Consider the following 20143-nt stretch of genomic DNA (forward strand, 5'->3'; position numbering starts at 1 on the left):
GATTCACATATTCCGTACAGAATATCGAATTTATATCACAACACCTCGGCAGGAAATTAAGCTCGAATGAGCACCTGCTGTCTACGGTAAGCATATTCGTTTGTCAACCTAAAACAGGTTAGCATGGATGACTTCAAAAGTCAACTACCAAGCTTTACCTTATCTCAGGGCTGTTGCATTGACACGAGCGCTTGGCCCCATCGTCGAGGATACCGCGATGTTTTTCAGGTATACCCCTTTGGCTGCAGCCGGTTTTGCTCTGTTGAGCGCATCGATCAAAGCTTTGAAGTTCTCAGCAAGCTTCTCGGCGTCGAAGGATACTTTACCGATCGGCGCATGGATTTGTCCAGCCTTGTCCAGACGGTATTCGATTTTACCTGCCTTAATCTCCTGAACGGCTTTTGCTACGTCGAACGTAACAGTGCCCGCTTTCGGGTTCGGCATCAAACCTTTACCACCCAAGATACGACCGAGTTTACCCACTTCGCTCATCATGTCCGGCGTAGCTACGCAGACATCGAAGTCGAACCAGCCTTGCTGAATTTTGTTGATCATGTCTTGATCGCCTACGAAATCGGCGCCTGCCGCTTCCGCTTCTTTGGCTTTGTCGCCTTTGGCGAATACAAGAACGCGTTTCGTTTTACCTGTGCCGTGAGGCAATACAACCACACCGCGAACGGCTTGGTCTTGTTTTCTCGGGTCTACGCCCAGACGCACAGCCACTTCAACGGTTTCGTCGAATTTGGCGCGTGCTGTTTTCTTAACGAGTTCGATGGCTTCGAGCGGTTCGTAGAACGTCTCAGCATCGATTTGCTTAGCAACTTCAAGGTATTTCTTACCGTGTTTAGCCACTTTTATGTCCTCCTATGTGGTATTAGCGGAATATCCTCCCACTGAGTGCAGCAAGCGATTAGTCTTCGATGACTACGCCCATGCTGCGAGCCGTACCTTCAACCATGCGCATAGCAGCCTCAACGGATGCAGCGTTCAGGTCAGGCATTTTTTGCTCGGCGATTTCACGCACTTTCGCGCGTTTTACAGTTGCAACCTTCTTCTTGTTCGGTTCGCCGGATCCTTTTTCGATCCCAGCAGCTACGCGCAGCAATACGGCAGCCGGCGGAGTTTTTGTGATGAACGTGAAAGAACGGTCTTCGAAAACGGAGATCTCAACCGGAATGATAAGACCTGCTTGATCGGCAGTACGAGCGTTGAACTCTTTGCAAAATGCCATGATGTTAACGCCTGCTTGACCGAGAGCCGGACCGATCGGCGGAGCCGGATTCGCTTTCCCTGCAGGAACCTGCAGTTTCACAACTTTAATAACCTTTTTTGCCATTGTGTGACACCTCCTCGCCCGTAGTATGGCAGTGTTTCACGCTACAGCTTTTCCACCTGGTGGTAGTCGAGCTCAAGCGGTGTTTCTCTGCCGAACATGTTGACATGGACCTTCAGCTTGCTTTTGTCGAGCAGAATTTCTTCTACGGAACCGACAAAGTTGGCGAACGGTCCGACTTTCACGCGCACGGTCTCTTTGAGTTCGAAGTCGATTTTCGGCTTCGGCTCTTCGATACCCATATGCTTGAGAATAGAATCGACTTCCTCCGGAAGCAAAGCCGTCGGCTTCGACCCGGAACCGGTTGAACCCACGAACCCGGTAACGCCGGGCGTGTTGCGCACCACATACCAAGAGTCGTCCGTTTGGATCATCTCCACGAGAACGTACCCCGGATACACTTTGCGCATAACCGTTTTTTTCTTGCCATCCTTATTCACAAGCTCCTCCTCCATGGGAACGAGCACACGAAAGATCTTGTCCTTCATATCCATGGATTCGACGCGTTTCTCCAAATTGGCCTTTACCTTGTTTTCATACCCGGAGTAGGTATGAACGACGTACCATCTTTTTTCCATTTCCATAGCGCCACCCTATAGCCTAAATTTATTTAAACACGAGGCGAAGCAGCTCAGAAATTCCTAAGTCCAGAACGTAGAAGTACACCGTCACGAAGGCAACCGTAAACAACACGACCAGCGTATAGCTAATCAATTCTTTACGGGTGGGCCATTTCACTTTTTTCAGCTCAGACCAGCTATCGCCGAAAAAGGAAAATGTGTTGCCGAATCCCTGCTTCATTTTAGCCAAAAAGGACACAACTACACCTCCAAAAACTAGCGAGTCTCGCGATGAGCAGTTTGTTCATTGCAAAACTTGCAATATTTCTTGAGCTCCATGCGGTCAGGATGGTTGCGCTTATTTTTGGTGGATGTATAGTTTCTTTGCTTGCAGTTTGTGCACGCTAACGTGATGATCACCCGCATGATGTACACCTCCTACGGACCAGCCTCGAAATTTACAACCTTACACGACCAGCAAAAAAACGCCTTTTCGTCTAAGGCTACCCGATATACTTTAGCATACGGCCTATCTTCTGTCAAGGAAAAAGGATTAACATAGCGCCTGTCCCGTCTCATCCATTATTGACCAGGCGGCTCGTTCCTAAACGAAAACTTGATGATTTTTTTACAAAAGGACATCTTGCCATGCACGAACATTCGTTCTATAATAATCTCTAAACCTAAAAAACAAAAAAAGCACCTTGCTTCGCAGCAATAAAGGCGCTTATCTACGTTTATGCGTCACGCACTTCCAAATACCTCTCCAGCTTGCGCTTCACGCGCTGCAATGCATTGTCAATCGACTTGACGTGCCTGTCCAAATCGACGGCGATTTCCTGATAGGACCGCCCGTCTAAATACAGCATCAACACCCTACGTTCCAGGTCGCTTAATATCTCGCCCATTTTATCTTCCAGCCCGCTGAACTCCTCTTGATTAATGATCAATTCCTCGGGATCGGATACGCGGGAGCCACAAATGACATCGAGCAGCGTCCTGTCAGAATCTTCATCATAGATGGGCTTGTCCAACGAAACGTAGGAATTTAGGGGGATATGCTTCTGGCGAGTGGCGGTTTTGATGGCCGTAATGATTTGGCGGGTAATGCAAAGCTCGGCAAACGCTTTGAAGGAGGCTAGCTTATCGCCGCGGAAGTCGCGGATCGATTTATACAGGCCGATCATTCCCTCTTGTACGATATCCTCTCTATCAGCGCCGATTAGAAAATAAGAGCGCGCTTTGGCGCGAACGAAGTTCTTGTACTTGTTGATCAAGTACTCCAGGGCGTCGCTATCCCCTTCACGGACTGCTTCGACCACATCTTCGTCTGCCTTGAGGTCGTATTCGTACATTCTCAACTCTTTGAGGTCGACACTCACTACAATCCCTCCGGCCCAACGCTTGAAAGATAGGACTAGTATACATTATGTAATCTAGCGCCGTCAACCGGATTCCCGCTACAAAAGCTAGATTGTTGCTTGATTTACAGGCATCGCCTTCAAAGCCCCTAATTCCCCCTGCGCCATTTCTCCAGCTGATCGCGTATATCTCCGCTAAGTCTGCTGTCAAACGAATTGCGCTTCGGCGCTGCTTCGGTGTCGATCGTCCGGCGGATTTCCTGGCGGACCTGCCTCACCTTGACCAAAAGCTCACTTGCCGGAATCCGGAAAGCTCCTTTGCCAAAAATTACATGCTGCTCCGTCATATCGGAGGTTGCAACATATACCTGTTTGCGCCGTCCGATATGGGCGGTGACGAGCCTTTCGATCAGCTCGTCCGCCGTTTCTTTTTCCTTGGTGTAATACACCGGGAGCTTGTTTTGCAAGTATTTGCCGCCAAGCCCCGGAACGTAGTAAGCGTCAAACACCACGATAACCTTCATCCCGGAGAACGACTGGTACTCGGCCATCGTTTCGATCAGCCGGTCGCGTGCTTCCTCCAGCCGGATCTCCTTCAGCCTTTGCAATTCCGGCCATGATCCGATGATGTTGTAACCGTCTACGATGAGGATCTCCTGAATCATGCCGCATCGCCCCGCAGCATGACGCTATTCCGCAGCCATTCGCTGCCGGACGACTTCATACATGAACACCGACGCCGCGACTGAGGCGTTAAGCGAGTTGATTTGACCGAACATCGGCAGCTTCAACAAAAAGTCGCATTTTTCGCGAATGAGCCGCCCGATGCCTTTGTTCTCATTGCCGATCACGATAGCCAGAGGCAGATTCAAGTTTGTTTGATAGACCGGCTGCTGCGCGCCCACATCGGCTCCGGCAATCCAAACGCCTTGCTCCTTAAGCTGTTCGATCGTCTGGGCGAGGTTGGTGACGCGGGCTACGGGCACGTATTCGACCGCACCTGCGGAGGTTTTGGATACCGTTGCGGTCAGCCCCACGGAACGCCGCTTCGGAATGATGACCCCGTGGACGCCGGTACAGTCCGCCGTCCGCAGGATGGACCCCAAGTTATGCGGGTCCTCGATTTCGTCGAGAATGAGCAGGAACGGCATTTCGTTGCGTTCCGCGGCCAAAGCCAGCAGATCCTCCACTTCGGCATAGGCATACGCCGCTACCTGGGCAACGACGCCTTGATGCTGCACACCGCCGGCCATTTGGTCCAGCTTGCGCTTGTCCGCAAATTGCACGATGACGCCGTTCTGCTTCGCTTCCGCGAGGATCGGCTGGGTAAGTTGTTTTTGAGCCTGCTCGGCGATCCAAATTTTGTTGATGGTCCGCCCGGAACGCAGCGCTTCGAGTACGGAATGCTTGCCTCCGATAAATTCTTCCACGTCAGGCGTCCCCCTTTCCTGTTGTCGTTGATGTTTCGTCCCGCTCCAAGGAGAGCATCAGCAGCTGCTGAAGCCTCTCCCACCGCTGCGTATAATACAAGTAACCGATCAGACACTCGAACGCCGTGCTGTGGCGGTATTCGAGCACATCGGCATTTTTGGCCGTTGTGCCCGATTTGGCGTTTCTTCCCCGCTTGACGATATCCGTCTCCTCTTCGGTCAGAAGCGGCAGCCAGCGCTGCAGCGCCTTCGCCTGTGCCTTGGCCGAGACGTACCGGGTAGACAGCCGGTGAAGATGGTTCGGCTTATGATTCGTCTGCGAGACGACATATTGCCGAATAAACACTTCGTAGACGGCATCGCCCATATAGGCCAGCACGAGGGGATTCAACAGCCTCGGCTCGCGCGAAGGCGGAAAAGAAAACAAATTCGCTTGCAAATAAGGCAGCGCCTGTTCATCCCGTTCCATCGCCTTAGCCCCGCCGCCAACGAATGCCTTGGGCCGTATCCTCAAGCACGATGCCGCGCTCGGTCAACAGATTGCGGATTTCGTCGGCACGCGCCCAATTTTTCGCTTTGCGGGCTTCCGTCCGCTCGACGATCAATTGTTCGATTTCTTCATCCAGCAGGTCCTCGGCTTCAGGAGCTAGTATGCCCAGCACTTGATCCATCGCTTCAAACTGCTTCAGCAGCAGCTCCAAGCTGGGAGCCGTCACCTGCTCGCGGTTGATGTACGGATTCGCCGCGTTGACGAGCTCGAAGACCGCCGTGATCGCGTCCGGCGTATTGAAATCGTCGTTCATCTTGCTTTCGAACTGCTGCTGCGCGCCTTGCACCGCCGCCGCCATTTCGGCATCGACTTCCCCCGCTTCCGCCGTCTTGAGGCGGTGCTTGAGCGCGGAAAGGCAGTTCTCAATCCGCGCCAAGCTTCCTCTCGCCTGCTCCACGGCTTCATCGCTGAAATTGAGCGGATTGCGGTAGTGGCCCGACAGCATGAAGTACCGGATCACCTCGCCCGGAATCGTCTTCAGCAGCTCGTGCACATTGATTCCGTTGCCGAGCGATTTCGACATTTTCTCATCGTTGACGTTCACGAACCCGTTATGCATCCAGTAGTTAGCCATCCGCTGCCCCGTCAAGCCTTCGGACTGGGCAATTTCGCATTCGTGGTGCGGGAAGGTCAGGTCCAGTCCGCCTCCGTGTATGTCGATGGAATCGCCCAAATATTTGCGGATCATCGCCGAGCATTCAATATGCCAGCCCGGGCGCCCTTCGCCCCACGGACTCGACCAGCTGATTTCGCCCGGCTTCGCCGCTTTCCAGAGCACGAAATCTTGCGGGCTTTCCTTCCGCTCGTCGACATCCACGCGAATGCCATATTGCAGCTCTTCCAGGTTCTGGTGCGACAGCTTGCCGTACTCCGGAAATTTGGCTGTCCGGAAGAAGACGTCTCCTCCGGCCTCGTAGGCATAATCTTTCTCCACCAGTCCGGAGATGAAATCGATGATCTCCGCCATGTTCTGGGTGACGCGCGGATGAAGCGTCGCTTCCCGCACCCCGAGCCCCTTGGTATCTTCGTAATATTTTTGCACGAACAAGTCGGCAACCTCCGGTACGGTGACTCCCATTTCGGCCGCTTTTTTAATCAGCTTGTCGTCCACATCCGTAAAGTTGGCGGCATACGTCACTTCGTAGCCGATCGATTCCAAATAACGTCGCACGACGTCGAAAAAAATGACCGGACGCGCGTTTCCGATGTGAATGTAACTGTACACGGTGGGACCGCAGACGTACATTTTCACCTTACCCGCTTCGAGTGGTTTGAAATCTTCTTTCGTGCGAGTCAACGTATTATAAATCTTAAGACTCATGTTTCACGGCTCCTCCAATTCTTGTCTTTTCTTTATGAGCCTCAACCTTCAGCTCGTCGATTTGCTGCTGCATTTGGCGAATCATATCGAGAACGGGGTCCGAAAGCTTGTCGTGCTCCAGCCGCCCGACGCGCACGCCGTCCCGCTTGACGATTTTGCCCGGAATTCCGACGACGGTGCTGTTGGCCGGAACTTCGCTTAATACGACAGAGTTCGACCCGATCCGCGAGTTGTCCCCCACCGTGAAGGACCCGAGCACCTTCGCCCCGGCCGAGATGACCACGTTGTTGCCGATGGTCGGATGCCGCTTCCCCCGCTCCTTGCCGGTGCCTCCGAGCGTTACGCCGTGATAAAGCAGCACGTCGTCGCCGATCTCGCACGTTTCCCCGATGACGACGCCCATGCCGTGGTCGATGAAAAAACGCCTCCCGATCACGGCGCCAGGATGGATCTCGATCCCTGTCATAAAACGGCTGGCCTGCGAAATGATGCGCGCGAGGGTGAACCAGCTTTTTTTATAAAACCAGTGGGCCACGCGATGCGCCCAGAGGGCGTGCAAACCGGAATAGGTGAACACGACCTCAAACCAGCCTCTCGCCGCCGGATCGTTCTCAAAGATCGTATCGATGTCTTCTTTCATTCTGGTAAACACGTATCATCCCCCGTTCCTGTGCGACGACTTCGTCTACGCATCACGCAAAAAAAACGCCTTCTACAGCCGTTCGGCTGCAGAGGCGTCTTCTTTCGCGGTTCCACTCTGCTTGGATAAACGTACAAGGGCAGCGCACCGGCCCAACGTCTATCCTTCTCAATCGTTCGTATCGTGAACGTCACGGTAAAAACTACCCTGCCGCTGCACCGGAGCGCTCGCGTCAGATCGTCTTTACGGCTCCCGGGTGCACTTCCGCAAAAGGGGAATTGGACGACTCGCAGCCGGTTCGTTTCCGAACCGATCGTCCTCTCTGGGAATCCCGACTTTTCCGTACTTTCCCGTTCGTCGCCGTAGATGTATGTTATCGAAGAAATGATCTTATTTTTTTCTAAGTATATAAGAAAACTGCAGGCATTACAATAACTTCTTAATGCGTGCGGACACCGTTTCTTTTCCCAGCAAATGCAGCGCCATGTTCAGGTCGGGCCCGTGCATTTGTCCTGTCAGCGCCACACGAATGGTCATGAACAGCTGCTTTCCTTTATAGCCGGTCTCCGTCTGCACCGCCTTGATCATCGCTTTCAGCGCATCCACGGTAAACTCGGTTGCGGCCTCGACCTGCTTCAAGAAGCTACCAAGGACGATCGGCGCGTGCTCTTCGGCAAGCATCGCTTTGGCTTCATCGTCGTAGCTGACGTCCTCACGGAAGAACAGCTCGGACAACGGCACGATTTCGGCGGCATAACGCAGCTGCTCCTGATAAAGCCCGACGAGCGAGTGAACCCACTGCTCCTGCTCGGGACTGAGCGTCTCCGGCAGCTTCCCGGCTTTCTGCAAGTGTGGCAGCGCCAGCTTCGTAATCCGTGCGGTATCGGCTTTTTTAATATAAACGTTATTCATCCAATTGAGCTTATCCATGTCGAATACTGCCGGACTTTTGGACACCCGGTCCAGATCGAACTGTTCGATCAGCTCTTCTCTGGTGAAAATTTCTTCCTCGCCTTTGGGCGACCAGCCGAGCAGGGCGATGAAGTTCATAACCGCTTCCGGCAAATATCCGAGCTCTTTGTACTGCTCAATGAATTGGATGATGGACTCGTCCCGCTTGCTCATCTTCTTGCGGTCCGGGTTCAAGATAAGCGCCAAATGGGCAAATTCAGGCACAGGCAGCCCGAGTGCCTCGTACATCATAATTTGCCGCGGCGTATTGGTCAGATGCTCTTCGCCACGGATGACCAATGAAATTTTCATCAGATGGTCGTCCAAAATAACGGCAAAATTATACGTCGGAATGCCGTCCGGACGCACGATGATGAAGTCGCCGATCCCGTTGCTCTCAAACTCGACATGCTCGCGGATGCGGTCCTCGAAGGCAATGACGCGATTTTCCGGTACGCGAAAACGAATCGACGGTTTGCGGCCCTCGGCCACAAACGCTTCGACTTGCTCCGTCGTCAAATGACGGCATCTGCCGGAGTACATCGGCATCTGTCCTGCTGCTTCCTGCTCTGCGCGCTCCTTCTCCAGATCCGCTTCCGAGCAATAGCAGCGGTACGCACCACCGCTTTCCAGCAGTTGATCGACAAACGGCTGATACAAATGAAGCCGCTCCGTTTGCCGGTACGGTCCATACGGTCCGCCGATGTCCACACTCTCGTCCCAATCCACGCCGAGCCACTTGAGACCGTTAAGCTGGCTGTCGACACCCGATTCCACATGTCTCGTCTGATCCGTGTCCTCGAAACGGACCACGAATTTCCCACCTTGCTTGCGGGCAATCAAATAATCGAACAATGCCGTCCGTGCTCCGCCGATGTGCAAATGCCCCGTCGGACTCGGCGCGTATCTTACGCGAAACTCTGCCATAATGCCCTCTCCTCCCGTACTCCCGCGCCAACCGCTCGCCGGAAGCCATTCGATCCGTAAAAAGATTATTTGTTATGATAGCACATCTTTCACAAGACAAACAACCGCCTGTGCGGCAATCCCTTCGCCCCGCCCGGTGAAGCCGAGCTGCTCCGTCGTCGTCGCTTTCACATTAATCTGCGACGGCTCCGATTCGAGCGCGGTTGCGATCCGCTCGATCATGGCGGGAATGTACGGCGCCATCTTTGGCTTCTGCGCGATGATCGTGCAGTCCGCATTGCCCAGGCGGTACCCCGCTTGCTTGGCACTCTCCCAAACCTGCACAAGCAGCTTATAGCTGTCCGCATCCTTATACGCAGCATCCGTGTCGGGAAAATGCTTTCCGATATCCCCCAGCCCCAGTGCGCCAAGAATCGCGTCGGTCAGCGCGTGCAGCAGCACGTCCGCATCGGAATGCCCAAGCAGCCCTTTTTCATACGGAATGTCCACGCCGCCGATAATGCACTTGCGTCCCTCCACCAGTTGATGCACGTCGAACCCTTGTCCCACTCGTATCATGACTCTCGCTCTCCCCTGACATGTCGAATGATCCACTCGGCCCAAGGCAAGTCCTCAGGCGTCGTGATTTTGATATTGTAATAGTCCGCTTCGACTACGGCGACCCGGACGCCGAGCCGTTCGACCAACATAGCGTCGTCCGTCCCGACGAAGCCTTCCTCCCGCGCCCGCTCGTGCGCATCGCGCAGCAAAGAAAAACGAAAAGCCTGCGGGGTCTGAATCGCCCACAAGCTGCGCCGGTCCGGGGTCGCTTGGATCAACCCTTCGCCGTCCACAATTTTAATCGTATCTTTTACGGGTACGGCCAGAACAGCCGCTTCGGTCTCTTTCGCTTTATCCAGGCATGCTGCGATATGCTCCCGGGCGGCAAACGGCCGGACACCGTCGTGTATCATCACCCAATGGACCGTGCCCTCCAAAGCCAGCAGCCCTTGGTAAACGGAGTCTTGACGTTCCTTCCCCCCGGGAATCACCCACTTCACCTTTCTTAGCCCGTAAGTCTCGATATAGCCCCGGCACCGCTCTACATCGTCCGCACCCGTAACCAACACGATGTCGCTTACGGCTTCTAGCCGATCGAACAGCTCCAGCGTATGTACCAGAATCGGTTTACCGTCCAGCAGCAAATATTGCTTGCTTTCTTGCGTTCGCATACGCGAGCCTCTGCCCGCCGCTACGACCACGACCCCCAGTTTATCCGTCACCTTGTCCACCTGCCACTATGGTTCGGCTCCGAATGAAGCAAACCCGTTTGCCTTATTCTAAGCGCATCTATCTTATCATACCGTGTTAGAGCGCTTTTTCCAATAGCTTCGGCTTGGCAAATATCATCCGTCCGGCTGACGTTTGCAGAACGCTTGTCACCAGCACATCGAGCGTCATGCCGATAAAGTCCCGGCCGCCTTCCACGACAATCATTGTGCCGTCATCCAAATAGGCGACGCCCTGTCCATGCTCCTTGCCGTCCTTGATGACTTGCACCAGAATTTCCTCTCCGGGCAGTACGACCGGCTTCACCGCATTCGCCAGATCGTTGATGTTCAGAACCGATACGCCTTGCAGCTCGCATACTTTATTAAGATTGAAGTCGTTCGTAATCACTTTGCCCTGCAAAGCTTTGGCCAGACGCACAAGCTTGCTGTCCACCTCGGAAATCTCTTCGAAATCCCCCTCGTAGATGAGTACTTTGACATCAAGCTCCTTCTGGATTTTGTTCAAAATATCCAACCCCCGACGGCCGCGGTTGCGCTTGAGCAAATCCGACGAATCGGCAATATGCTGCAGCTCCTCCAGCACAAATTCGGGAATGACGAGGGTTCCCTCGATAAATCCGGTTTTGCAAATATCCGCAATACGTCCGTCAATAATCACGCTCGTATCGAGAATTTTATGCTCCTCGAATCCTTTGGCCTCCCCTGACGCTCCCTTCCCGCGATCCGAACGTCGTGCATCCAGCACAGTGAACAGCTCCTCCTGTTTCACTGCGCCAAGCCGATAGCCCGCATACGAAAATGCCGCGATCAGCAGCATATGCAGCAGAGGGCTGAACACGCCTGCCTGGCTGAACGGATGGAGCAGTACCGACGAAAAAAGCAAGCCGACGACCATCCCGATCGAGCCCGCAAGCAGATCGGTCACCGGTACGTTGGCAATGCGTTCCTCTCCCCGCTGCACCACTTTCAGCAGATACGTTAATGCCCAAGAACTGATCGAATAGAAGAGCAGCGCGCCGGCCCCCAGCATCCAGAGGGCTTGTCCTTGAATCTCTTCCCGTCCCAAAACCGATGCTATGAATTCAAAACATGGTTTCCCTATCGTATCACTCCACCGTACTCCTAGCGCACCGCCGATAACTGCAAATAGAAGCTGAAACCATTTTTTCATCATAGACTTTCACCTCCATAAAAATAACAAATTCTGCCTTCTTCTACAATTATGATCCAAATTACTCCAGCCTAATCGTATCAGTTGAAGAAAATGAAAAAAAGCATTCATTTTCCTTGCGGAAAACAAATGCTTTTCATTTTCATGGCCTTGTGAAGCTTATGCGGTTTTAGATGCCCGTTGTTTTGGACTCCTGCTCTTCCATGGACGGACGTTTTCTTCGTTTCCAGAAGAACAGCCGATCAACGTTTTTTTTTAAGCCGTACAGCGCATAAAGAAGCAGCGGTACGAAGATGAGCTTGGACAACAGCCCCGGATACATGACAGCCAGTACAACGGCAACCACGACAACGACAGGCGTAATCCAGATAGCGGCTTTCGGGATGCCGACTTTTTTGAAGTTCGGGTATTTGACGGTGCTGACCATCAGGTAAGACAGCAGAAGCGTCGACAAGACGAGTACGACGGTGTTCAACTCTTTATGGAACAGCGCGAGCGTACACAATACGCCGCCGGCTGCAGGAATCGGCAAGCCGATAAAATATCCCGGCGTCCCGGCAACGACATTGAAGCGGGCCAGACGAAGCGCGCCGCAGATCGGGAAGATCGCGGTCACGATCCACGCTGCCGCTGCATTCATCTCGGTGAAAGCCACCACATACATGATGAACGCCGGCGCTACACCGAACGAGATGACATCGGACAGCGAGTCTAGCTCTTTGCCGAATTCGCTCTGCGCATTGAGCGCACGGGCAACGCGTCCGTCCAATCCGTCCAGCAGCATCGCGACGATGACCATGATCGCAGCAAGCTCGGGCTTACTATTAAACACGGAAATAATTGCAATAATACCTAAGAACAAGTTCCCAATCGTAAACAAGTTCGGAAGGGATTTTGTTATCATTGTTTTAGTCCACCTCTGGTTTTACTGTACCCTAATATCTTAATAATATTTGGCTACCCTCTGATTGTATGCAAGTTAAATATGTCTGTCAATGAGCACCTGATCTTGAATCCTCTTTAAGCCTTCTTTAATCGTACGTGCACGCACTTCGCCGATGCCGTCCACTTCGTCCAATTCCTCAATCGTCGCCATCATCAGATGCGGGAGCTGACCAAACCGTTCTACCAAATTATGTATAATAACGGAGGGAAGACGCGGTATTTTGTTCAGTACCCGGTAGCCTCTTGGCGAGATCGTCTCCTCCGCGCTGCCAGGCGTATGCGGATAGCCGAGCGCCCGTGCAATGTGCGAATGATCGAGCATCTCGTCGGTCGAATGCTTCTTGAGGGTCACTTGAACTTCTTTTACCTTCTCTTCAGTCAACTCTTTGACGTAATCCTTAATCAACAAGTATGCCTCATTCTCAGTGTTGCCAACCAATTCCTCCAACTGCATGCTGATCAACCGGCCTTCGTTACCAAGCTCGTTAATGTAACGCTTGATCTCTCCTTTAATACGTAAAACCATCTCAATACGTTGCATCACACCGGTCACATCGTGCAAAGTGACCAGCTCCTCAAATTCGGAAGCGCCCAGATTGGTCAAATCCTGGTCCAATACGGACTTGTATTTCTCCAGCGTTTGAATCGCCTGATTCGCTTTCGTCAAAATAACGCCGATATCTTTGAGCGAATAGCGCAAGCTACCTTGATACAAGGTAATGACGTTTCGCCGCTGCGAGATGGACACCACAAGCTTGGAGGTCTGCTTCGCGACGCGCTCCGCCGTCCGGTGCCGAATGCCCGTTTCGGTAGACGTAATCGAAGAGTCCGGAATCAGCTGCGTATTCGCATACAGAATACGCTTCAAATCCTCGCTGAGGATGATCGCGCCGTCCATTTTGGCCAGCTCATATAAATAGTTCGGGGAAAAATCGCAGTTGATCGAAAAGCCGCCGTCTACAATCTCCATCACTTCCGGGCTGTAGCCGACGACGATTAAGCCGCCCGTCTTGGCGCGCAGCACGTTCTCCAGCCCTTCCCGGAACGGCGTGCCTGGCGCAACGAGCTGCAGCAGCTGGCTCATGACGTCGCGTTTTGCTTCTTCCTTGCTCAATGGTGTCCCTCCTGACGAATTTTTTGAAGCAAGTGGAGGTTGATTGCGCAGCAGGGAGAACTGCCTCCGGCCGCTCTTGAACTCGGAAAGTTTGAATTATAATTTAAGGTAGCTTTCCGAGTTCAAAGGCGGCACGTAAACTCTCCGGCAGTTCCCCTGCGCTCCATCAAAACCCTTGTTTCAAAAAATATACTATACTAAAGCAGCCGATAGCGCCTCGGCTACGGTATTGACGCCGATAATTTGAATGCCTGCCGGGGGCGTCCAGCCTTTCAGGCTTTTTTGCGGGAGAATGACGCGGCGGAAGCCGAGCTTCTCCGCTTCCCTCACCCGCTGGTCGACGCGCGAGACGCCGCGCACCTCGCCCGTCAGGCCGACTTCGCCGAAGATGACGTCGAACGGCTGCGTCGGCTGTTCGCGGAAGCTGGAGGCAATGCTGACCGCTACCGCAAGGTCGACGGCAGGCTCATCCAGCTTCACACCGCCTGCGACGTTAAGGTAAGCGTCCTGATTTTGCAAAAACATGCCCATCCGCTTCTCCAGCACCGCGATAATCAGGGATAGTCGATTATGGTCGAAGCCTGTCGCCATCCGCCGGGGGGATGGGAAGTTGGTGGACGAAACGAGCGCTTGAAGCTCTACGAGCACCGGACGCGTCCCCTCCATACTGGCGACGACGGTCGAGCCGGCAACGCCCAGTGGGCGCTCGGACAAAAACAGCTCCGACGGGTTGTTGACCTCGACCAGGCCACTTTCCCGCATCTCGAAGATCCCGATTTCATTGGTCGAACCGAACCGGTTTTTAACGGCGCGAAGCACCCGGTACGAATGATGCCGCTCCCCTTCGAAATACAGCACGCAATCGACCATATGTTCGAGTAATCGCGGTCCTGCAATGGCGCCCTCTTTAGTAACATGACCAACGAGGACGGTTGCGATTCCTTTCATTTTAGCAATCCGCATAAAATGTCCCGTACATTCCCGAACTTGAGAAACCGAACCCGGAGCGGAAGCTACGGCACCGTGGTATACCGTTTGGATCGAATCGATGACGATGAAATCCGGTTCGATCTCGTCGATCGCCGCTTCGATATGCTCCACATTCGTTTCACAGAGCACGAACAACTGCGGGGAAACGGCTTGCAGCCGATCAGCCCTCAGCTTCGTCTGGCGGACGGATTCCTCTCCGGAAATATACAGCACCTTCAAGTCCAGCTGCGTCAGCAAATGCGATGTTTGCAGAAGCAGCGTCGACTTCCCGATCCCCGGGTCGCCGCCTACCAGAATCAAGGAGCCGGGTACAATGCCGCCGCCAAGCACGCGGTTCAACTCCCGATTGTCCGTCACGATCCGCTCTTCTTGACTGCTTTCTATGTTTATGATAGAAACCGCTTTTTCTTTCTTGTTCAAAAAATTTGTGTGCAGCCCTTTGCTCTTAACAACGGTCTCCACTTCTTCCACAAATGTATTCCAAGCTTCGCAGCCCGGACATTTACCGAGCCATTTCGGCGATTCGTAGCCGCATGACTGGCAGAAGAACTTTGTTTTTGTTTTCGCCATCATTTAACCCTGCTTTCTTATCCCAACTCAAAGTTTACCATTTTGACCCTGTCTTGAAAACCCTTGCCGCCGCTGAAAAGAAAAAAAGCTTTAATGGTAAAGAAAAAAAACATCCCTCCGGCCCAACTTGCAGCCGTGGGATGCTATGGAAGAAGCCTGCGCTCCTAAAATTTTTTGACTTAAGCCTGCGTACCGACACCTTGGTTGCGGTGAACGATCAATTCGCCGTCCTTCTCGTCGATCGTAAGCGAGTCGCCTTTGGCGATATTGCCGCGCAGCAATTCTTCGGACAACCGGTCTTCGATGTGCTTCTGAATTGCTCTGCGCAGCGGTCTTGCGCCGAAGGTCGGATCGTAGCCTTCTTTGGCCAGGAACGCTTTGGCCGAATCGGTCAGGAAGAATTCGACTTCCTGCTCTTTCAACCGTTTGCGAAGCTCTTCGGCCATCAAAGTCACGATCTCGGCGATATGCTGTTCTTCCAAGGAGTGGAACACGATAATCTCGTCGATCCGGTTCAAGAACTCCGGACGGAAGCTTTTCTTCAGCTCGCCCATTACTTTTTCTTTCATATTGTTATAGTCTTTGCCTGCATCATGTGCAGCGGTGAAGCCGAGCGTCGAGTTTTTCTTGATTGTATCGGCGCCAACGTTCGATGTCATGATGATCAGCGTATTGCGGAAGTCGACCGTACGGCCTTTGGAATCCGTCAGGCGGCCATCTTCAAGCACCTGCAGCAAAATGTTGAATACTTCAGGATGCGCTTTTTCGATTTCGTCCAGCAGGACGACGGAATACGGCTTGCGGCGTACTTTTTCGGTCAATTGACCGCCTTCTTCGTATCCGACGTAGCCCGGAGGCGCTCCGACCAAACGAGAAGTAGAGTGTTTCTCCATATACTCGGACATGTCGATCCGAATGACGGCATTTTCGTCACCGAAGAGAGACTCGGCAAGCGCACGAGCCAGCTCGGTTTTCCCGACGCCGGTCGGACCAAGGAAGATGAACGAGCCCATCGGGCGTTTCGGGTCTTTAAGACCCGCTCTAGCCCGGCGAATTGCGCGGCTGACAGCCTTGACCGCTTCATCCTGACCGATCACCCGGTTATGCAGGATCGATTCCATTTTCAGCAGGCGCTGAGTTTCTTCCTCAGCCAGCTTCACGACAGGAATACCGGTCCAGCTTGCTACGACCTGGGCAATATCGTCCGGCGTCACTTCGGAGTCGGTGCGCCCTTGCTTCTCTTTCCATTCGTTCTTCGTCGAATCCAGCTCTTCGCGCAGCTTCTGCTCCGTATCGCGAAGCGATGCCGCTTTCTCGAATTCCTGGCTTTGTACGGCGGCGTCTTTTTCCTTGCGGATGTCATCGAGACGGCTTTCCAGCTTTTTCAGATCCGGCGGTACCGTATACGAACGGAGCCTTACTTTGGAGCTAGCTTCGTCGATCAAGTCGATCGCTTTATCCGGAAGGAACCGGTCCGTAATATAACGGTCGGACAGCTTCACGGCTTGCTCAATGGCTTCATCCGTTATTTTCACGCGGTGATGGGCCTCGTAACGGTCACGCAGCCCGTGCAAAATCTGAATCGCTTCTTCCGGCGACGGTTGATCGACCGTGATCGGCTGGAAGCGTCTTTCCAGCGCCGCATCCTTTTCGATATATTTGCGGTACTCGTCGAGCGTCGTAGCCCCGATGCACTGGAGCTCACCGCGAGCCAGAGCCGGCTTCAAAATATTCGAAGCGTCGATCGCGCCTTCCGCCCCGCCGGCACCGATCAGCGTATGCAGCTCGTCAATGAACAAGATGATATTTCCGGCTTGCCGGATTTCATCCATAATTTTTTTCAGGCGGTCTTCGAATTCGCCGCGGTATTTCGTACCGGCGACGACCGAACCCATATCCAAGGTCATGACGCGCTTATCGCGCAGCGTTTCCGGAATTTCGTTGGCGACGATTTTTTGCGCAAGTCCTTCGGCAATCGCCGTTTTACCTACGCCGGGTTCCCCAATGAGGACCGGATTGTTTTTCGTCCGGCGGCTGAGCACTTGAATCACGCGCTCGATTTCTTTGCTGCGGCCGATGACCGGATCCAGGTTGCCATCCTTGGCATAAGCCGTCAGGTCGCGAGCCAGACCGTCCAAGGTCGGTGTATTCACATTCGTCGGGTTACCATGGTTAGGCGAGACCACCTCGCTGCTGCCAAGCAGTTGAAGCACTTGCTGACGAGCCTTGTTCAGGCTCACGCCCAAATTGTTCAATACGCGTGCAGCAACGCCTTCGCCTTCACGAATCAAGCCGAGCAGAATGTGCTCCGTTCCGACGTACGTGTGTCCCAGCTTGCGGGCTTCGTCCATCGACAGCTCGATTACTTTTTTCGCCCGCGGCGTGTACGCGATATTCGATGGCTGCTCTTGTCCCCGTCCGATCAGCGATTCGACTTCGTCTTGAATTTTTTCAAGGCCGAGTCCGAGCGCAATAAGCGCCTTCGCGGCAATGCCTTCGCCTTCACGAATCAGACCGAGCAGAATGTGCTCTGTTCCGATATTGTTGTGTCCCAAACGAACTGCTTCCTCCTGCGCCAAGGACAATACCTTTTGCGCGCGTTCCGTAAATCTGCCAAACATCATGTGTAACACCTCCAAAGATTGGTATAGCGTATGCTTATTATGCGGTTTCGTATGTTGACGGCTAGCCCGTTTCCGCAATTTTTTCCCGGATGAGCTGTGCTCGCCTAATGTCTCTTTCTTCAGGTGTCAGCTTTTCTCCTGCCGTCTGCTGCAAAAAACCAGGCTGGGTCATAACCAAAAGCTCGTTGAGCACATGTGAAGAGACGTTTTTAATAAACCCGAGATCAATCCCGAGCCGCACGTCCGACAGCCGCTGCGCCGCTTCTTTGGAATCCATAATCGCCGCATACGACAAGACGCCGTAAGAGCGGCTGACCCGGTCCAAAATTTTAGCTCTTGTCTCGTAGATCAGCTTCTGTCTGGCCGCACGTTCGTGCTCAATAATTTGCCGTACGACGCTATAGAGGTTATCGATAATTTCCTCTTCGGATTGTCCCAGCGTAATTTGGTTCGAAATCTGGAACAGGTTGCCGAGCGCTTCACTGCCTTCTCCATACAAGCCCCGCACGGCCAACCCAACCTGGGTAATAGCCGATAATATGCGGTTGATCTGCTGCGTCAGAACGAGTGCGGGAAGATGGATCATCACCGAAGCGCGAATCCCCGTACCCACGTTCGTAGGACAGCTCGTCATATATCCGTGTTTTTCGTCAAAAGCATAATTCAAATGCGTTTCAAATATATCGTCGATCTGGTTGGCCAGATCCCAAGCTTCTTTAATCTGAAAACCAGGACACAAGCACTGAATCCGAAGATGGTCTTCTTCATTGACCATGATGCTAACGGACTCGTTGTCACTGAGAATGACGGCTCCGTTGCGCGATTCGTTAGCCAGTGCCGGACTAATCAAATGCTTTTCGACCAGCACCCGTCTCTCCAGTTCATTCAAATCGGAAAGCGGCAGCATCGAAAACCGGCTTATCGTGCCCAGCTCTTCATTATGAGCGACCTGAGCTACCTGCTCCAGCACTTCCTTCGATTGCTGGTTCGTTGCCAACATAGGGAAGGGGTACGCCTGCATATTTCGCGCGATGCGTATGCGGCTGCTGATGACGATATCCGAATCCGGCCCTTCACCCTTCATCCAATCGCTAAGCGCATTCTCTGTAAAACGGCTTGCTTCCGTCATAAGCACTCCTCCTTACCTCAGCCGTCTAGCCTTCGGCAACCTTTTTCTCAAGCTCGCGGATTTGATCCCGCAGACGGGCTGCTTCTTCGAATTCCTCATTATCGATACGGATCAGCAATTCCTTTTTCAACTGATCGATTTCACGCTTATGTTTAATTAACCCGCCGGACCGCTTGGGAACCTTGCCGGTATGAATAATGCTGCCATGGACGCGTTTGAACAGCGGGTCCAGCTTCTCCCCAAAATGCTTATAGCACTCGCTGCAGCCGAAACGGCCGATTTTGCTGAACTGCGTATAGGTTAGTCCGCAATGCTCACAGCGGCTGGGCTGTACTTTGTTGGCGAGCGTGCTGTGCGCCGAAGGTTCGAAATCCAACAGTCCGCTGAGCAGGTTATGAATGGAAAACCCATTAGCCGTCCCCGGGATGAGCTCCCCTTTTTCTCTGGCGCACGATTCGCAAATGTGAAATTCCGTCTTTTCGCCATTCAATATTTTCGTAAAATGAAGCGTCGCTTGCTTCTTGCCACATTCCTGGCAAATCATCTGGGTCCCTCCTTTAATCTTGCCCTGGGACGGCAGGATACGAATATCATTTGCTTAGCAAAGAAATCAACATCGCCTTCAATATTCTTGCCCTGATCTCATCCCTTAGAGGCAGTTTCAGGATCAGGACCTCCCGGGTAATGGCTGCTTTCATCAATGCCGCTTCCCGCGAAGTGATGAAGCCCCCTTCTTCCAGCTGATACAGCAGTCCTTCGGATGCAAGCTGATCCATGTGCGCACCGATGGTTTGGAAAATATGGTCCATCACTGCGCCATGCGATTGCAGCTCGATTCTTTGAATTCGAATGTAACCGCCGCCGCCCCGCTTGCTTTCGACAATGTACCCTTTCTCCAATGTAAAACGGGTACTAATGACGTAATTGATCTGCGAGGGAACGCAGTTGAATTGATCGGCCAACTCATTGCGTTGGATCTCGATCACACCGTCGGGGCTCTGCTGCAAAGTTTGCTTCAGATATTGCTCAATAATTTCTGAAACATTGCGCATCTATTCGACCTCCCGCGACAGAAGTAAAACCATATTTAAAGTAAAGAAAGCCTAGATGATCTGGTATAAGTCTAGTGGCAGAATCATTGACTTTGACTTTCTTTGACTTTAACTACATTATAGCAGATTTGCGTAAGATTGCAACACCCCAACCTATTTCTTAGTTTGGGGTCGTCCGGGCACTTTTATTCTTGCCGATATAAG

22 protein-coding genes and 1 other annotated feature (1 of these 23 cut by a window edge) are annotated in these 20143 nt (G+C 52.8%); all 22 genes read right to left on the reverse strand.

Features of this window, described 5'->3' with window-relative positions; translation table 11 throughout:
- Positions 1-105, reverse strand: a sequence feature (ribosomal protein L10 leader region) (it extends 43 nt beyond the left edge of the window).
- A gap of 54 nt (positions 106-159) precedes the next feature.
- The 22 genes from rplA to NI000_RS34820 all read right to left on the reverse strand — a co-directional run bounded on the left by rplA (position 160) and on the right by NI000_RS34820 (position 19939).
- Entirely contained in the window at positions 160-852 is a 693-nt protein-coding gene (gene rplA / locus NI000_RS34715; RefSeq protein WP_010498897.1) for a 50S ribosomal protein L1, read from the reverse strand.
- A gap of 58 nt (positions 853-910) precedes the next feature.
- The gene (gene rplK, locus NI000_RS34720) at positions 911-1336 is read right to left on the reverse strand and encodes a 50S ribosomal protein L11 (RefSeq protein ID WP_010498899.1); all 426 of its coding nucleotides are present in this window, start codon (positions 1334-1336) and stop codon (positions 911-913) included.
- A gap of 41 nt (positions 1337-1377) precedes the next feature.
- The gene (nusG, locus tag NI000_RS34725) at positions 1378-1911 is read right to left on the reverse strand and encodes a transcription termination/antitermination protein NusG (RefSeq protein WP_010498900.1); all 534 of its coding nucleotides are present in this window, start codon (positions 1909-1911) and stop codon (positions 1378-1380) included.
- 28 nt (positions 1912-1939) lie between these two features.
- On the reverse strand, positions 1940-2152 hold the full coding sequence (secE, locus tag NI000_RS34730) for a preprotein translocase subunit SecE (RefSeq protein ID WP_010498901.1): 213 nt from the start codon (positions 2150-2152) through the stop codon (positions 1940-1942).
- Between the two features lie 17 nt (positions 2153-2169).
- The gene (gene rpmG / locus NI000_RS34735; RefSeq protein WP_025851018.1) at positions 2170-2319 is read right to left on the reverse strand and encodes a 50S ribosomal protein L33; all 150 of its coding nucleotides are present in this window, start codon (positions 2317-2319) and stop codon (positions 2170-2172) included.
- Between the two features lie 311 nt (positions 2320-2630).
- Positions 2631-3275 (reverse strand): RNA polymerase sporulation sigma factor SigH, encoded by a 645-nt coding sequence (gene sigH / locus NI000_RS34740; protein ID WP_025851016.1) that lies wholly within the window; start codon positions 3273-3275, stop codon positions 2631-2633.
- A gap of 128 nt (positions 3276-3403) precedes the next feature.
- Positions 3404-3919, reverse strand: coding sequence for an NYN domain-containing protein (locus NI000_RS34745; RefSeq protein WP_253415862.1), 516 nt, complete (start codon positions 3917-3919; stop codon positions 3404-3406).
- A 24-nt stretch (positions 3920-3943) separates the two neighbouring features.
- Entirely contained in the window at positions 3944-4684 is a 741-nt protein-coding gene (gene rlmB / locus NI000_RS34750) for a 23S rRNA (guanosine(2251)-2'-O)-methyltransferase RlmB (protein ID WP_010498905.1), read from the reverse strand.
- Position 4685: 1 nt separating this feature from the next.
- Positions 4686-5153: a Mini-ribonuclease 3 gene (locus tag NI000_RS34755; RefSeq protein ID WP_054975986.1), complete on the reverse strand. Its 468-nt coding sequence runs from the start codon at positions 5151-5153 to the stop codon at positions 4686-4688.
- 4 nt (positions 5154-5157) lie between these two features.
- Entirely contained in the window at positions 5158-6555 is a 1398-nt protein-coding gene (gene cysS, locus NI000_RS34760; RefSeq protein ID WP_253415863.1) for a cysteine--tRNA ligase, read from the reverse strand.
- Complete coding sequence (gene cysE / locus NI000_RS34765) at positions 6545-7207, reverse strand: serine O-acetyltransferase (protein WP_253415864.1); 663 nt, start codon at positions 7205-7207, stop codon at positions 6545-6547. Before cysE ends, cysS begins: the two co-directional genes overlap by 11 nt.
- Positions 7208-7621: 414 nt before the next feature.
- Positions 7622-9073 (reverse strand): glutamate--tRNA ligase, encoded by a 1452-nt coding sequence (gene gltX / locus NI000_RS34770; RefSeq protein ID WP_301292819.1) that lies wholly within the window; start codon positions 9071-9073, stop codon positions 7622-7624.
- Positions 9074-9145: 72 nt separating this feature from the next.
- Positions 9146-9631, reverse strand: a complete 486-nt coding sequence (gene ispF, locus NI000_RS34775) for a 2-C-methyl-D-erythritol 2,4-cyclodiphosphate synthase (protein ID WP_253415865.1) — start codon at positions 9629-9631, stop codon at positions 9146-9148.
- Entirely contained in the window at positions 9628-10335 is a 708-nt protein-coding gene (gene ispD, locus NI000_RS34780; RefSeq protein ID WP_253415866.1) for a 2-C-methyl-D-erythritol 4-phosphate cytidylyltransferase, read from the reverse strand. The genes ispF and ispD overlap by 4 nt, the downstream gene beginning before the upstream one ends.
- A gap of 85 nt (positions 10336-10420) precedes the next feature.
- Complete coding sequence (locus NI000_RS34785) at positions 10421-11518, reverse strand: PIN/TRAM domain-containing protein (protein ID WP_090674781.1); 1098 nt, start codon at positions 11516-11518, stop codon at positions 10421-10423.
- A 166-nt stretch (positions 11519-11684) separates the two neighbouring features.
- Entirely contained in the window at positions 11685-12419 is a 735-nt protein-coding gene (gene pssA / locus NI000_RS34790) for a CDP-diacylglycerol--serine O-phosphatidyltransferase (RefSeq protein ID WP_253415867.1), read from the reverse strand.
- Between the two features lie 75 nt (positions 12420-12494).
- Positions 12495-13574, reverse strand: a complete 1080-nt coding sequence (disA, locus tag NI000_RS34795) for a DNA integrity scanning diadenylate cyclase DisA (RefSeq protein ID WP_301292820.1) — start codon at positions 13572-13574, stop codon at positions 12495-12497.
- 192 nt (positions 13575-13766) lie between these two features.
- Complete coding sequence (radA, locus tag NI000_RS34800) at positions 13767-15134, reverse strand: DNA repair protein RadA (protein WP_036691481.1); 1368 nt, start codon at positions 15132-15134, stop codon at positions 13767-13769.
- Positions 15135-15313: 179 nt separating this feature from the next.
- A complete protein-coding gene (gene clpC, locus NI000_RS34805) occupies positions 15314-17758 on the reverse strand; it encodes an ATP-dependent protease ATP-binding subunit ClpC (RefSeq protein ID WP_253415868.1) in 2445 nt (814 codons plus the stop codon).
- Positions 17759-17819: 61 nt separating this feature from the next.
- Positions 17820-18887, reverse strand: coding sequence for a protein arginine kinase (locus tag NI000_RS34810; protein ID WP_253415869.1), 1068 nt, complete (start codon positions 18885-18887; stop codon positions 17820-17822).
- Between the two features lie 25 nt (positions 18888-18912).
- Complete coding sequence (locus NI000_RS34815; protein WP_253415870.1) at positions 18913-19431, reverse strand: UvrB/UvrC motif-containing protein; 519 nt, start codon at positions 19429-19431, stop codon at positions 18913-18915.
- A 46-nt stretch (positions 19432-19477) separates the two neighbouring features.
- Entirely contained in the window at positions 19478-19939 is a 462-nt protein-coding gene (locus NI000_RS34820) for a CtsR family transcriptional regulator (protein ID WP_253415871.1), read from the reverse strand.
- Positions 19940-20143: the final 204 nt, after the last annotated feature.

The sequence above is a fragment of the Paenibacillus tyrphae genome, from assembly GCF_024158745.1.
Lineage (GTDB): Bacteria > Bacillota > Bacilli > Paenibacillales > NBRC-103111 > Paenibacillus_G > Paenibacillus_G tyrfis_A.